The sequence below is a fragment of the uncultured Porphyromonas sp. genome (assembly GCF_915070105.1).
In the GTDB taxonomy this organism is placed as follows: Bacteria; Bacteroidota; Bacteroidia; order Bacteroidales; family Porphyromonadaceae; genus Porphyromonas.
In genome coordinates this window covers 1-13,470 of record NZ_CAJZFJ010000060.1, presented here as the reverse complement: position 1 = coordinate 13,470, position 13,470 = coordinate 1, and the positions used below count along the sequence as shown (strand labels likewise).

The 13,470-nt window shown below is 54.3% G+C and carries 11 protein-coding genes; 1 reads left to right on the top strand and 10 read right to left on the bottom strand.

Annotation, left to right across the window (positions count from 1 at the left end; translation table 11 throughout):
• Nucleotides 1–375 precede the first annotated feature (375 nt).
• The 10 genes from QZ554_RS06660 to QZ554_RS06615 form a co-directional block, all read right to left on the bottom strand.
• A complete protein-coding gene (locus tag QZ554_RS06660; protein ID WP_297195237.1) occupies nucleotides 376–2,475 on the bottom strand; it encodes an Ig-like domain-containing protein in 2,100 nt (699 codons plus the stop codon).
• A 70-nt stretch (nucleotides 2,476–2,545) separates the two neighbouring features.
• The gene (locus tag QZ554_RS06655) at nucleotides 2,546–3,874 is read right to left on the bottom strand and encodes an L-serine ammonia-lyase, iron-sulfur-dependent, subunit alpha (protein WP_297195235.1); all 1,329 of its coding nucleotides are present in this window, start codon (nucleotides 3,872–3,874) and stop codon (nucleotides 2,546–2,548) included.
• 48 nt (nucleotides 3,875–3,922) lie between these two features.
• Entirely contained in the window at nucleotides 3,923–4,777 is an 855-nt protein-coding gene (locus QZ554_RS06650; RefSeq protein ID WP_297195234.1) for a 5'-nucleotidase, lipoprotein e(P4) family, read from the bottom strand.
• Nucleotides 4,778–4,799: 22 nt separating this feature from the next.
• Complete coding sequence (locus tag QZ554_RS06645; RefSeq protein WP_297195232.1) at nucleotides 4,800–5,393, bottom strand: thymidine kinase; 594 nt, start codon at nucleotides 5,391–5,393, stop codon at nucleotides 4,800–4,802.
• 2 nt (nucleotides 5,394–5,395) lie between these two features.
• Entirely contained in the window at nucleotides 5,396–5,845 is a 450-nt protein-coding gene (gene tsaE, locus QZ554_RS06640; protein ID WP_297195230.1) for a tRNA (adenosine(37)-N6)-threonylcarbamoyltransferase complex ATPase subunit type 1 TsaE, read from the bottom strand.
• A gap of 111 nt (nucleotides 5,846–5,956) precedes the next feature.
• Nucleotides 5,957–6,853 carry a carbon-nitrogen hydrolase gene (locus tag QZ554_RS06635; protein ID WP_297195228.1) on the bottom strand — a complete coding sequence of 299 codons (897 nt, stop codon included), beginning with the start codon at nucleotides 6,851–6,853 and terminating at the stop codon, nucleotides 5,957–5,959.
• Nucleotides 6,854–6,914: 61 nt separating this feature from the next.
• Nucleotides 6,915–7,982 carry an agmatine deiminase family protein gene (locus tag QZ554_RS06630; RefSeq protein ID WP_297195226.1) on the bottom strand — a complete coding sequence of 356 codons (1,068 nt, stop codon included), beginning with the start codon at nucleotides 7,980–7,982 and terminating at the stop codon, nucleotides 6,915–6,917.
• Between the two features lie 22 nt (nucleotides 7,983–8,004).
• Nucleotides 8,005–8,643: a nicotinate-nicotinamide nucleotide adenylyltransferase gene (locus QZ554_RS06625; protein ID WP_297195225.1), complete on the bottom strand. Its 639-nt coding sequence runs from the start codon at nucleotides 8,641–8,643 to the stop codon at nucleotides 8,005–8,007.
• The gene (gene pncB / locus QZ554_RS06620) at nucleotides 8,636–9,823 is read right to left on the bottom strand and encodes a nicotinate phosphoribosyltransferase (protein ID WP_297195223.1); all 1,188 of its coding nucleotides are present in this window, start codon (nucleotides 9,821–9,823) and stop codon (nucleotides 8,636–8,638) included. The genes QZ554_RS06625 and pncB overlap by 8 nt, the downstream gene beginning before the upstream one ends.
• Nucleotides 9,824–10,411: 588 nt before the next feature.
• Nucleotides 10,412–12,556 (bottom strand): S46 family peptidase, encoded by a 2,145-nt coding sequence (locus QZ554_RS06615; RefSeq protein ID WP_297195221.1) that lies wholly within the window; start codon nucleotides 12,554–12,556, stop codon nucleotides 10,412–10,414.
• Between the two features lie 726 nt (nucleotides 12,557–13,282).
• Here QZ554_RS06615 and QZ554_RS06610 point away from each other — a divergent pair.
• Nucleotides 13,283–13,470, top strand: a 188-nt coding sequence (locus QZ554_RS06610; protein WP_297195219.1) for a recombinase family protein, incomplete at its 3' end; no start/stop codon positions are given.

The following is a 13,470-nucleotide window of genomic DNA, read 5'->3' as shown; positions in this document are numbered from 1 at the left end:
ATACCCACGTGTACACTACTGTATACACGCGTGTACACTACCTCGCTCTAAGTATCTCCCCAGGAGAGCTCTTGTATACAGCTCTCCTCGGGGCTAACATCTAGGCACTCTAGGGATACAGCTAAGGCTCCCTGAGACATGAAATATATCCCCAAAGAACCAAAGAATGGAGTGTACTAAAGAGATTAAGATCATGCGTAGCCCCTAGACTGACGGTGCAGGAGTCTCCCTATATGTCCCTTGGGAACGTAATCACCGAGCAAGACCCTGAGGCAGGAGAACCACCGCTCCACAAAGAATAATCCCTCCATAGGACGTAGCGACCTATGGAGGGATCTTCGGTGTGCACAGTGGCACATTAGGGTAAATGCAGGGCTATTTCTTGCGTCCCCAACGCTTGTAGTACTCGATGTTCTTATCCTCCCGCTTCTTCTTTGCTTCATCGGGCTTGACCTTACGTAGAGCCTCGGGCTTAGAGAGGAAAGGTGAGGTAGCATGTACCTCCCACTTCTCCTCCGAGGTGAAGCCCTTCTTTATGGCGAAGGTCTGCGGACAATAGTACACGGGCTCTGGATCTCGACTGGGATAATCCCCCGGAGTAAAGGCACCATTGGCGTCCTCATCAATAATGAGACGTAGGTAGTACTCACCAGGCTTGAGGTCATGGAAGGTCACTTGGCAGGTCTCCACAGCCTTAGCAGGAAGGGTATCAGCCTTCGCAACACTATCGGAGAGGGCTTGAGATGTAGCACTTCGATGGGGAGAGGCTAGGCTATCAGCACCAGCCAGTTGCTTCTTGATCAGAGACTGAAGGACAGGGTCTGCATCCAGCGTAGAGGAGGGAAGGGAGTCTGCCCTACCCTTGGCTCCCGAGGTGGAGGTCGCGGGGTGAGCACGCTGTGTGGCCAGCACGAGATCACCCTTGTCTAGGAGTTCTACGAGGGCATGTTCCTTGATGCCACTGAGGGTGACGGTAAGATGCCCGAGCTCCTTCTCCGCCTCCACGGATTGGGTGAAGGCGACGGAGTCTGAGGCGACACCATAGATATCCCGAAGAGCAGCCGAGTCGATCCGAACCTCGAACTTATCGCCATAGCTACGAGGGAAGAGGAGGTGATAGCGCAGACGATCTAAGCTATCCTGCTGTAATGTGAAGGGGTGCTTCGTCGTGGTGGAGTCACGGGTCACCTCGAGCCGGAGAGCCTCCTGAGGTAGTGCCGCTAGTGGGCGTGTCGCCGTAAGGATTAGGCTATCACTCGGCGTACCAGCTAGGAGCCCCTTCGCACCTGCGAAGGAGAGCTGTAGGAGGGACTTCTTCTCCTCATCCTTACTCTTCTTACGCTCACGCACCTTAGGACGAAGGAAGGTCAAGGTATCCGTTCGCTCCTCTAGGCGGAAAAGGGAGTCTGTCCTCTGGTAAGTCACAGCAAAGCGTACCGAATCCCGAGCGATCAGAGAGGGGTCACGTAGCCAATAGTCCACTGCCCTCCCCCGAGCGGTCGCCCAGTAGAGGAGGCTATCAGCCGTACCTGGACGATCCAGCGAACGAAGACGAGGGATACGCTTTGGCTCCGTGAGGAACTCCAGCCTGCAGACCAAGCTATCTAGGCGACTATGTCGCTCCAGCCCTTCTCGCACAAGGGTAGGTACTGAATACCTTAGCGAGATGTTGTCGGGATAGTAGAAGGTATAGGGATAGGAGACGAGCGAGTCACGGTGCAGCGTATCACGCCTCACGATAGAGTCTATGCGGATCGTGTCGGTACGGACGCTATCACGCAGGAGAGTGCGGTAGTCTGTGCGGTCGAAGGCAAGCCCTTCGCTCCGCTCATTGTACTTATAGTTGCGGTCATTATCCTTGAGAGCAAATACCCGATAGGTCGTATCAGGTAGCCCACGTAGGGTAAATCGTCCCATTCGGTTGGTCTTCGAGACGTAGGGGAAGAGCTCACGAGCCAGCGTACTATCCGTAAGCGAAGAGGCTGGATAGGCTCCCACCAGAAGGTCAGCGATGGGCTCATAGGTCAGCGCATCTACGATCTGCCCGGAGATCTGCATGGAGTCAATGTGATCCCCCGTGGAGATGAGGTAGCCAAAGTCCTCTAGGGGATTATCCTCGTTGTTGTCCTGGATGGCATCACCGAAGTAGAAGCTATAGGTGGCATTCTTCCTTAGGCTATCCTCTAGGTAGATGACCACGCTCTTACCATTGGCCATAATACGGGCAGGCTGGATCTGGGGAGGAGAGACAATGATCTTGTCTTGCTCCGAGGAGAGCTTGACATACTCATCGAAGCGCAGGACGAAGCGACGCTCCTTCACCCCAGTAGCATGCTGTGTAGGATGGGCACTAACTAGGCGAGGGGGCTGCGTATCGTATGGCCCACCCTCGGGGGAACCTTGGTTCGCACAGCCCCAGACGACTAGGGAGCAGAAGAGGAATGAGAGCGCAAAGAGAAGCGTCCTATTTGTCATCAATCAGTTGTCTTAATCGTATTCTATATGCTAGGCACGGAGACTTTCCCAAGTCCCGAAGGCTGGGAGACTAGCCATGCCGCCCCTTGCTGGTCATGATCTTCAGTACCTTCAGATCAGTCTCGGCCATACCATCACGCCCGAGGTCAGCGAGGTTGCGGATGCAGCAGTCTATATCCTCCTCGACGATACCTTCGTTGGCGGTGACTGCATGCCCCTCCATAGCTAGGAGGGCAGAGATGAGAGCAGAGCTAACGCCCGTAGAGGCCTTTAGGCTACAGCTAGGCTTGGCACCATCACAGATCATTCCTGCGACATTACCGATCATATTCTTGACGGCGCCTATGGACTGCTCCTTCGTCCCTCCGAGGAGGTAGGTCAGAGCACAAGCCGTCCCGATACCCGAGACGACCATACCGCAGAGGCACGAGAGGCGTCCGAGCTGCTGCTTGACGTACACGACGAGTAGGCTACTCATCATGACTGCTCGGGTCGTGGTCTCTTCGTCGCGTCCCTGTCTCTGTGCAAAGGTCAGCACTGGGAGCATCGAGGAGATCCCTTGGTTACCACTCCCCGAGTTGCTCATCACGGTGACGGGTGCACCATCCATACGAGCATCGCAGGCTAGGCTCGTAGAGGCAAGCATCTGCGTGAGGGGTGTATCACCAAAGAACTGTAAACCGAGGTCGCTGTGGAGCATCTTGCCTAGAGCGTGCCCGTAGTTATGAGATAGAGAGAACTCGCTGGCATGCTTGTTCTGCAGGGCTGCCTCATAGATGAAGCGGATATCCTCAAGAGGTGCTGTGAGGGCATACTCATAGACGAGGTCAAAGGAGAGCTGAATATCTGGCTCGGCCTCTGCCTGCATCTCTTCGGGACAACCACAAGGGGAGGCTGCGACCTCGAAGAGATCAAGGCACGACACGCCATCCAGCGAGAGAGCAGAGATACCCGTATGGGTCTTCTCGAGGACAGCACAAGCCGTGTGACCAGCCTCGTCCCTCAGTATGACCTCTACGTAGAGCTTGTCCACGTTGCTCCCCTCCTTGAGGAGAACAGAGATCTTCTCTTGGGCAACAATCTCTTTGGCTCTTGCTAGCTCCTCATCAGAGAAGCTATCGAGGAGCTCAAGTTGCTTCTCCGGAGCTGCAAGGACAATCCCCAGAGCGATAGCGATGGGGATACCGAACATTCCAGTGCCTGGGATACCGACGCCCATAGCATTCTTGAGCATATTGGTACTCAGCAGGACCTCTGCCGTCTGTACTGTACCAGGGAGTACTGCTGCTGCGTAGGCAACAGTTAGGGCTACAGCTGCTGGCTCTGTACAGCCAGTAGCAGGGACGACCTCACGACGGATGAGACGTCCGATCTGCTCGTATTGATGTGTAGTGAGCATGGAAGAGTGGCTTTAGGTATATAGTGTAGTGACTTATTCTATGGGTGCTTACTCGCGATGGGAGCGAAGGAGCGTACGTAGCTTAGCATCCTTCTCCTCGAGCTTAGGATAACCTCCGTTCATAGCAGGCTCCCAAGCACCATAGTTGGGGTTAGGCAGGACGATGAAACGACGACCAAACTCCTTAGCAAAGACCTTGACCGACTCATCTCGCTTCTCCTCATCTCGTACGTCGAAGATGTGATCAAAGTCCCCAAGGTTATCGCCTAGCAGCATCAAGATCTCGTGCGAGCGTAGGACGGCACTACGTCGTGCGGTCTTGTCCGAGCTCCGAGAGGCATCACGGAACATAAAGTGTTCCTCATCTACCTGAGGGAAGCCTAGGGCGATAAGGTTCCTCTTGGTACCGGGCTTATTGACCTCATCACGATTGGAGATGTAGTAGATCGACACACCGAGCGAATCTGCTAGGCGAAAGAACTCCACTGCCCCAGACAGTGCCACCGCCTCGCTGAGGTCACACCAGTGATCCCATGAGGCCTGTTCGTAGTCCTTACCCTTGAGAGCCTGATGCACGGAGTTGGCACTATTATCTACGATCGTCTCATCTATATCGGTGACGATAGCCCACTTCTTCCCCTTATTACGAGGATCAGAGGTAGCGGCTAGGAGACGTTCGGTAGCGATGTTGTAGGCCTGCTGACAGAGCGCCTTGTACTCTGCTGAGCGTTGCATCCAGGCAGAGGTGAATAGCTTCCCCCCTAGGGTGGGACTCATGTACTGCCCTTGATGAGCCTGCTCTATCGTTGTACGTTGCCCCACAGAGATACTGCAGCTAGGCAGGAGAGAGAGGCTAAGTAGGAGAGAGGTAGAGGTGACGAATAGTGTCCAGGGTGATTTCATATCTTCTATAAGTAGTAGAGATTTACTTTTCGGTGGTGGTATTTAGGTGCTTGAGGTAGCAGGTACGACATAGAGGACTGTACTCGGTAGCTTCGCCGAGCATTACCTGCTGCTCACCCAGCACGAGGCGATAGGAATAGTTGGCCCAGTGGCCGCACTCCATACAGATGGCATGGAGCTTATCTACCGAATCTGCGATAGCACAGAGGTCAGCCATAGGACCGAAAGGCTTGCGCCTAAAGTCGAGGTCTAGCCCTGCGATGATTACACGTATGCCTTGGTCGGCAAGAGCCTCTACGACCTCGGGAAGATGGTCATCGAGGAACTGAGCTTCATCGATCCCGACGACATCTACATCAGAGCCTAAGAGGAGGATATTCGACGAATGGTCTACAGGGGTAGAAGGGATCGTATTTTGGTCATGGGAGACGACCTGCTCTTCGTCATAGCGAGTGTCCAGGCTAGGCTTAAAGATCTCGACCTGTAGCCCTGCTATCTTGGCTCTACGGAGACGGCGAAGGAGCTCCTCCGTCTTGCCACTGAACATAGAGCCACAGATCACCTCGATACTCCCTCGCTGGCGAGTCCGCCCTGTCTCGAATAGGTTGTAGTACATACCTAGTCCTCCGTGCGTCTATAGCGTGCCGTGAGCTTACGTACTCCGCCCTCTAGCTCCTCTAGGGTCACATGCACAGTGTCGGCGGGCAATATATCTTCGATTACCTCTGGCCACTCGATGAAGCATAGGGCACCACTCTGTAGGTAGTCCTCTGCCCCTAAGCTAAGGGCATCAGAGAGCTGCTCTAGTCGGTAGCAGTCGAAGTGATAGATCAGTTCGCCCGAGGGCTCTGCTCGATACTCATTGATGATCGAGAAGGTCGGGCTATTGATCACATCAGTGACTCCAAGCTCCTCACATAGAGCCTTGATAAAGGTCGTCTTCCCTGTCCCCATGGGGGCATAGAAGGCAAAGACATCCCCCCAGGGGAGTACCTCCTGGATGAACTGCTGTGCCAGCCCAGGCAGAGCTCCTACATCGGGGAGCAGATATATGGTCTCTGTTTCCATTTGTATCTCTTCTTGCTCGTATATGGATCACTTACATACGAGGTTGTCTACGGCTTACAAATTTATAATAATAGCTCCACAAGACTAAACGTATCCTCTGGCTATATTCTTCTAGCGTCGATAACGCTTGGTGAGGTCGGAGAAAGCATCGATGCGACGATCACGCAGGAAGGGCCACCAGCGACGCACACGTTCGCTACGTGCTAGGTCGATCTCGATAACACGAGTCGTCTCACTCTGGTCAAGTTCTGCAAGTAGCTCACCCTGAGGCCCAGCTACGAAGCTTCGTCCCCAGAAGGTGATACCCCGAGTCTGCCCAGAGGGATCAGCCTCGTGTCCTACACGGTTCACCGTCACCACGGGCAGTCCATTAGCTACGGCATGCCCACGCTGTACGAGCTGCCAGGCATCACTCTGTCGTGTCTGCTCGCCCGACTCATCACTGCTCTCCCATCCGATCGCAGTAGGATAGATAAGGAGATCAGCACCCGAGAGCGCCATGAGGCGTGCAGCCTCGGGGTACCACTGGTCCCAACACACGAGCACCCCGAGACGTCCTACCGAGGTCTCAATAGGCTCGAAGCCTAGGTCTCCAGGTGTGAAGTAGAACTTCTCGTAGTAGGCAGGGTCATCGGGGATATGCATCTTGCGGTACATACCAGCTATCGAGCCATCACGATCCATAACGACAGCCGTATTGTGGTAGAGTCCAGCAGCCCTACGCTCAAAGAGCGATAGGACGAGTACAATACCCAGCTCTCGTGCTAGCTCACCAAACTCCCTCGTACTCTCCCCAGGGATGCTCTCGGCCTCGTCAAAGGTATCGACATCCTCTGTCTGGCAGAAGTAGAGGCCATTGTGTAGCTCCTGAAGGACGACAAGCTCTGCACCCTCACTAGCTACCCGACGGATAGCCTCCCTGAGGCGACGCTTGTTATCGCTATGATCGGCGGTATTAGCCTGCTGTATGATGCCGACCTTTAGTATTCTCTTTTCTCTTTGGCTCATTGCTGTTGTATTACTTCCTTAGCTCTTCACTGCTGTTGCGTCTATGCTATACATGCTAGCATTACTCACGCCACTTGCTCTTGTTCATAAAGCCATGGGGGAACTGCATCGTGGCACAGTGTAGACTACCATGCTGCTTGATCAGGGGACGGCAATATACGGGCACGATCACATGATCAGGTAGGGCTTGGCGTAGCGTCTCCAGGGCCAGCTCGTCCGTCTCTACGTTGTATGTAGGTACGAGCAGAGCTCCGTTGACGAAGAGGAAATTGGCATACGTAGCGGGTAGTCGATCTCCCTCCTCATCGTAGATAGCAGGAGGCAGGGGTAGCTCAATGAGTTCATAGGGCTTCCCCTCTGCCGTACGGAGCTGCTCCAGCTCTCCCTTCATCCGCTGTAGAGCGTGGTAATGTAGGTCATTCCCATCGGTACAACCTACGTAGGCAATCTGCGTGGGCGAGAGGAAGCGTGCGAGGGTATCAATATGCCCATCGGTGTCATCGCCCTCCAGCGCACCATGCTCTAGGGCGATCAGTCGGTCACCCCCCAGCACATCTCGTAGATAGGCTTGTAGCGAATCCTCTTGCAGGCCGGCATTTCTATTGGGCTCGAAGAGGACGCTCGTGGTCGTTAGGAGTGTTCCTGCTCCATCTGACTCGATCCCTCCCCCCTCGAAGGTTAGGCTAAGGGCATTCGTATAGCCCATCTCAGCTACGAACGAGCGAGAGAGGAAGAGGGCACGTGAGACGAGGTTATCCTTGTTCGCTGGGAACTTCATCCCCCAGCCGTTGAAGGTAAAGTCCACGATCATCGGACGCTCCTTCCCCACATCATCTCGCACCATGAGCGAGAGGGGAGCATAGTCCCGACACCACGTATCGTTATTATCCATCTCCATGACGAAGAGCTCATGCTTGAGAGGCTTCGTCATGAGGAGTGTACGTACATGCTCGGGGTCACGGGCTAGGACGAGTAGGTCCTCCCACTCTAGGATTGCATGTGCTAGCTCTATGTAGCAGGCCTCTACCTCTGGGAGCATATACGCCCAGTCCATCGTAGCATTGGGCCAGGTGATGAGGACGAGGTCCTGCTCTGCCCATTCGGGGATGAGGGTCACGTGATGTGCCATTTCCTTTTGTCTCTTCTTTAATCTAGTTCGTATCAAGCTCTCGTAGCTGTGCCACTAACTCTTCCCAGAGCTCGGGGCAAGCTGTTTCTTCTCTGAGGTCTATCCCCTCTAGTGCAGCACGGCGAATATCCGTAGCTGCAAGCTGTATCTCGGGGGCATCCCTGCATATATATATGTCTCCACTCAGCCCTCTGAGGAGCTCCTCATCTATGGGGTAGTCAGGGCGAGGGTAGACATAGAGGCGTACCTCCTGGAGTAGTCGCTCATAGGCATACCACTTCGTGATCAGCCCTAGGTTATCCCCTCCTACTAGGAGCGAGAAGGAGGTGGTAGGATGGAGCATCTTCAGAGCACGTATCGTCCTGACTGTATAGTGCGGCTCTGGGAGTAGCTCTTCTATAGGACAAAGGCTCAGCCTATCCTCTCCCGCTATCGACTGCTGGAGGTAGTGGGCTCGCCAAGCAAAGGGGAGAGGACGAAGTCCCTCCTTCAGTGGGTTCAGGGGACTAAGTACAAACCACAGTTCATCACACAGACCTCGCTCCACCATATAACGTGCTAGCTGTAGGTGTGCACGATGGAGGGGGTTGAATGAGCCGAAGTACAGACAGACATGACGTCCTGCCTGCTCGCCCCTAGAGGTAGTCTCCAGGCTAGGCATCTACAGTGAGGCCAAGGGTCTCTTGTGCCAGACGTATCTCTGCGGGTTCGCCCGTATGCTTGCCGTCCACATCGCTCAGCTTGATGCAGGGGTGCCAACGCTCCTTCTCGGTCATCTTGCACTTCCACAGCTTCATCACGATATTCATCGGACGGACGTCATTGCCCACATCGTTGGAGAGGTTCGTACCGATACCAAAGGTAGCACCGATACGCCCCTTGCAGTAGTCTGCTATCTCGATGGCACGCTCGGGGTCAAGACCATCTGAGAAGATGATGTACTTAATGGTAGGATCTACTCGCAATTCCTTGTAGCGAGCGATGGCCTTGTCGGTGAAGAGCAGTGGGTCTCCACTATCATGTCGGAGGCTCGTGAAGAGCATAGCGTGCTTCTTACTGAAGTTACGCATGAAGACATCCGTCGTATAGGTATCGGTGAGTACCGTACCGAGGTCACCATCATAGACATTGATCCAGTCCTCCATCGCCATATAGTTGGCCATCTTGTAGCCAAACATAGCCCCGTGGAACTGAATCCACTCATGAGGGTGTGTACCCGACACACGGAGCTGATGCTTGAAGGCGAAGTACACGTTGCTCGTCCCGTAGAAGTTCGTCCCCGAGTGTTCCTTGAGGAGCTGCGTCATCCTGTCCTCTACATCGGCACTGAAGCGGCGACGCATCCCAAACATCGAGAAGACAATCCCCGCCTCAGTCATCTTACGAGCCTTGCGGATGATGGCCTCCTCGGCATACTGCATATCGGGCTGTATGCCCTTGACCTTATAGTACAGCTCACTGACCAGCGCCAGTAGGGGTGTTTCCCAGAGGGTCACTCGATAGAGGAGCCCTTCGGCCACAATCGAGAGATGCCCCTCCTCGTCCTGCGTGATGGTCACCTCCTCGGGGTCGTAGCGAAAGCCCTTCACGAAGTCTATATAGGTGGGGGGCAAGTAGGGCAACTCCCGAGAGAGGAACAGAGCCTCATCACGTGTCAAGGCCAGCTCAGACATCTTCCTTACCTCTTCTCGGAGAGCCTCAGCGAAGCCCTTCGGATAAACGGTCTTACCTCTATCGATGAAGCGGAACTGCCCGTAGGCACGAGGATACAGCTTGGAGTAAGCGTAGCTCGTCGTGAACTTATATAAGTCGGTGTCTAGGATACTTCTAATGATGGACATAACAAGTATAATTAAGTTGTGAGTACTAGGTCTACACTAGACCCAGCCAGCACAAAGATAGCTATTTCGCACGCACCACACGAGTTATCCTCTACCCATTGGTAGGGCATGAAACGCTTGGGAGGTCGGGAGGGTACACTCCACATACACCTCTGAATAGAGCCCATCCAACAGACCCCACCACTCTAGCCACTCTCCCTCGGGATGACGATGAGCCTCAGGGTGGGTCAATAGGCTGAGCCAGCAGGTCGATCTCGAGCCCCCTAAAGTGAGCATACTGAGAGCGCATATACGCCCCTATAAAGAACGTCCTCATCACCTATGTAAGGTGACGAGGACGCTCTTACCTAGAGCGCAGTGACGCTCTCGGTATGTTCGTTTTCCCCTGCTCGGTGAGTTTGATACAGAGCAGGTTATGCGGACACTAAATCTATATCCTCAGCCAGGTGATAGCCACCTATCCTCCAAGAGGAGATCCCCCGCTAGATACAAATACAAGACCTCCCCCCGTCCTCAAGTATTCATGAGGAGGGAGGGAGGTCTATACTCTATCCCTAGGGTCAGTCCCTAGGGTGCGGGATCAGCTCCCTAGCGCAGGGAGAGCTCCTGAATGAGGCGTGGGCACTTACCCCACTTATCGATCGTAAAGAGTACGTAGCGAATATCTACGACGATCGTACGCTGGAGCTTGTGTTCAAACTCGATGTCTCCACTCATTGCATCCCAGTTACCATCGAAGGCGAGACCGAAGACACGTCCATTCTTATCAAAGACGGGGCTACCGGAGTTCCCCCCTGTGATGTCGTTATTGGAGATGAAGGCTACATGGAGCTTACCATCCTTGTCTGCCCAACGGCCCCAGTCACCCTTCTTGATGAGCTCTAGGAAGGAGGGGAAGATGTCAAACTCAGGTGATCCAGGCGTGTACTTCTCCAGCAGACCACGTGTCGTGGTGAAGTAGTCGTACTCCACAGCATCCGCAGGGCTATACCCCTTGATCGTACCATAGCTCATACGCATCGTGGAGTTAGCATCACTAGGCATGGGCTGGTCTGGGTTCATCTCCCTACGGCCAGCGAAGTAGAGACGGTTGCCACGCTGTACGGGCTCCATGAGGGGCTTCATGGCCATCTGCACGGGCATCATGATGAGACGAGCGAGCTGAGCGAGCTTGAAGGCAGGGTCGTTATGGAGCACCTCGGTGAAGTCAGGACGCTGTACGGCTGCGAGCACCTTGTCCTTGTAGGGGACGATGCTCTTAGCGAAGAGGTCCTTAGCGTAGGCCTTGGTATCGCCACCATACTCCTTATCGATGAGATTGAAGATAGGAGCTATACGCTCACGATCTACACGCTGGCGCAGGACATCGAGCATAGCAGGTAGTACCTGTTCGTCGAGGCTGGGTACATAGTCCTTGTAGACGTCCTCGATACCTGCACGGATCTTCTCTCCTTGGCTCTGCATATCCTTGTAGTTTACATCCTTCAGGCCATAGGCTAGAGCGATGATCTCTGTGCCGTTGAAGGCTTCTCCGAGATACATAGCCTCACGCTGCAGTCCCCCGAGTTTCTTATAGGCAGCCTCCATCTCGGAGAGGATACCCTGATACTGCTTGGTCCGCTTACCTCCTTCATTAGCCCACATCTCGAAGGCAGCCTCCTCGGCACGCTTCTGCCCGAGTACATCGAGCTTAACAAGTGCCTGGTTCATCCCGATGGAGTTCTTCCAGTAGTTGGAGCTACGGGCATACTTAGAGGCATACTTGATGCGGGTAGCTTGGTCGGCGTTCATCGCCTTGCTCCAGAGAGCCTGCTTGATGCCACGCACCTCGATACGAGGATCATTCTGATCCCTCATACGATTCTCGATAGCGAAGGAGGGGATATAGCGGGAGGTAGAGCCAGGGAAGCCAATGGTCATAGCATAGTCACCCTTCTGATAGCCCTCGGTAGAGACGGTAGCGAAGTACTTAGGACGGAAGGGGACGTTGTCCTTGCTGTATGCACTGGGCTGGTTGTCCTTATTCGCATAGACACGGAAGACAGAGAAGTCTCCCGTGTGGCGTGGCCACATCCAGTTGTCCGTGTCTCCACCAAACTTACCGACCGATCCCGGAGGAGCGAAGACGAGGCGTACATCATGGAAGACATCGTAGGTCAGCAGATAGTACTTATTATTGGAGTAATAGGGGCGTACCTCGATGCGCTTGTAGTCGCTCTTGTACTTCTTCATCTCGGTGACCTCTATCTGCTCGCAGATCTTCTGTATCTGGGAGAGACGGTCTAGCTCATCCTTGGGCTTTTTCAGACCCGCTAGGACCTGCTTTGTGACATCTCTGATCCCCATGAGGTAGCTCACGGTAAGGCCCTCGATAGGGAGCTCCTCGGTGAAGCTCTGCGAGACGAAGCCATCACGTAGGTAGTCATGATCCACAGAGCTCTGAGACTGGATTGCATCGAAGCCACAGTGGTGGTTGGTGAAGACGAGTCCCTGCCCTGAGACGGTGACACCCGTACAGCCACGCCCAAAGATAACGACGGAGTTCGCCACACTAGGCTTATCGAGGCTATAGAGGGAGTCTATCGGTAGGCGGAAGCCCAGCTCCTTCATCTGTGCGATATTCTCCTTCGTCAGTTCGTTGAGGAGCCACATTCCCTTGTCGGCCCTTGCCTGTGAGGCGAGCATGAGGGAGGCCGAGGCTAGGAGTAGCCCTTTCTTGAAGAATTGTTTCATCGAATATTGAGTTTAATGTGAATGGGTTGCAACTAGAGTGCACGTAAAGATACAAAATAAAGCTATTCTACTCCCCCCAGAGTCCCCCAGCGGGGTAGAGCCTAGGGCTCATACGGAGTCACCAGAGGTCGGGGACAGAGTGCCCGAGGAGCACCTGCCCGAGATAGCTACGTCTGTACCCCAGACCTAGGCTTGACCGAGCATACACGGCCTATCTAGGAGGGTGGGAGTGTACACGTGTGTATACCATTGTATACACGTGGGTACACTAGAGTGTACACGCGTGTACACAACAGCGCTCTAAGTATCATCCCAGCGGGGCTCTCCCGCAGGTACATATCTCGGGGCTAACGACTAGAGGCTAGAGGCCAAGGTATAGGCTCCACTAGAGGCAAAATAATCCCCCTGAGGTACCTGAGGGAGGAGCATACCGAAGGAGACCACATGCCCCTCCAGCGAAAGGGGCTGACTGCCGCAGTGAAATCTTCCTACCTTTGGATGGACGTATCCCCCTAGGGTCACGTGCTCACGCAGACTTCCCCAGAGGCCTGCATCGCCCTAGGAGCCCAGATGGTGGAGCATCATCCCCTATCCACCACACCAGAGCAAGCTATAGGCATGAGTTCCCCGAGCTCAGGATCGATAGCGGGGGGCACTCCCCTACGCTACTGGATACTCTCGGTAGGCTACCCTCCCCTCCCCCAGCACACAATAAGCAGTACAACTATGATATACGGATATATACGAGTCAGTAGCGATAAGCAGACCGTAGAGAACCAACGCTTCGAGATCACCAACTTCTGCCAGAGGCAAGAGCTAGGGATCGATGATTGGATCGAGGAGACCATCAGCGGTACGAAAGCCTATAACAAGCGGGAGCTGGGTCGCCTGCTACGCAAGGTCAGCAAAGGCGA